We start from the raw sequence: 1712 nt of genomic DNA, 5'->3' as shown, positions 1-1712 counted from the left end.
GATGACGGCAAATACAGCGTCACCTTCCATCAGCAGCTCGATCAGGGCAGTGCAAATAGCTTGCTGCAAGCGGGCTTTTCCCTGCTCGACAGTGATGGCGACAAGGTCTCCTCCACCCTTACAGTCGCGGTGGGCGATGGCGCCAACCCGACCATCTCTGCCGTGACTGGCACCACCATCACAGAAATGGCGCAAGGGGAGGCGGCCGCCGTCAGCACCATGAGTTTTTCGGTGGCGCACGGCAGTGATGCCCTCGACCCCAGCTCCCTTGGTTTTGATATCACCGCGATTCAGAGCACCCTGACCGGGTTGACCAGCCACGGCAATCCGGTCACTTTCTCCCTCGATGCCAACGGTCAGTTGGTCGGGACCGCCGGTGGACAGGTGGTGCTGCGCGCCGAGCTGAGTCTGGTCGACAACAACGGCAACTGGAGCGTCACCGCCAAGGTGACCCTGAGTGGCGAGCTGGACCACAAGGGGAGCGAATCCCTCAAGCTGCCGCTGGCAGTTACCCTTGCTGACCAGGATGGCGATAGCGTCGGCACCACGCTGCCGCTCACCATTGTGGATGGCAAGGCGCCGAGCTTTATTGCTGGCACTGACGTGACGCTGGATGAGGGGGACCTCACCGGCAGTAACAGCCTGAGCCAAACCGGCCATTTTGATGTGCAAGGCGGGTCGGATCGGGTGGCCGAAGTGGCCTTTGCTGATGCCAACCAGCAACCGGTTCTCACTGCTCTCGGCCAGAGCGTTAAATACGAGCTGGTTGATGGGGATCCCGCCATCCCTGGCAGTCAGTTGCTCAAAGGTTATGTGATGGTGGATGGCCAGCGGGTCGAGGTGTTCGAGGTCAAGCTGACTGGCAGCCTCGATCAGGCGGGCAAGAACGGGTTTGACTATCAGGTGACCCTCTATCAGGGGCTTCATCAGGGTGGCAACGCCGTGACCGAGCTGCCCATCAAGGTGATCGTCAACGACTACGACAAGGCAGGCGGCAACAACGACAGCACCAGCGGCACCCTCAATATCACGATTGGGGAAGGGGAGAAACCGACCCTCACCCTGACCGGCGTGACGCTCAATGAAGGGCGTTTCGATGGCGCCAACTTGGCCACCGATGACCAGCAGGCGAGCGGCAAGATCGCCATCCAGGCCGACTCAGACCCCGTGGTCGATGTGCGGTTGGCCCTCTCCGGTCAGGTCATGGATGCCAGTGGCAAGCCCATTACCCACAATGGCGAAGCCTTGACCTGGAAGGCCGTTGGCACGGATGGCCACAGCTTTCAGGCGGTGACCAGCGGCGGTCTGGTAGTGATGACTGTGTCCATCCCCACCGTCCCCGCCAGCATAGCCGCTCACACCAGTGCGGAGATCGGCTATCAGGTGACGGTGCATACCAATCTGGATCACGGTGCCGACAACAAGTTGGAGCTGACCCTGCCGGTCGAAGTCACCGACAGCGATGGCAGCCAGAGTCAGGGCTCAGCCACTATCACAGTAAGTGACAGCGCCGATCCTGCGCTCGGTCTGGACAAGGGGGTCGCCCTGCAAGAGGGGGGCAACCAGAGCATTGATGGTCAGCTGCCGGTGACGGTGGGCAGTGATCGTCTGGTCTCCCTCAACTTTGATGCGAACCAACCTGCGCTGGCGGGGCTCACCAGCCAGGACAAGGCGACGAGTTACGAGGTTAAAGACAACCAGCTGATCGTCAA

At 61.0% G+C, this 1712-nt stretch carries 1 pseudogene; it reads left to right on the top strand.

The window, feature by feature from the left end:
• Positions 1-1712 (top strand): annotated as a pseudogene (locus tag BN1129_RS18185) (retention module-containing protein); the annotation flags it as partial.

Origin of the sequence: Aeromonas popoffii (assembly GCF_000820025.1) — a bacterium.
Classification (GTDB): Bacteria; Pseudomonadota; Gammaproteobacteria; order Enterobacterales; family Aeromonadaceae; genus Aeromonas; species Aeromonas popoffii.
The sequence above is the reverse complement of the archived record's forward strand: the minus strand, read 5'-3'. Positions and strand labels throughout refer to the sequence as shown.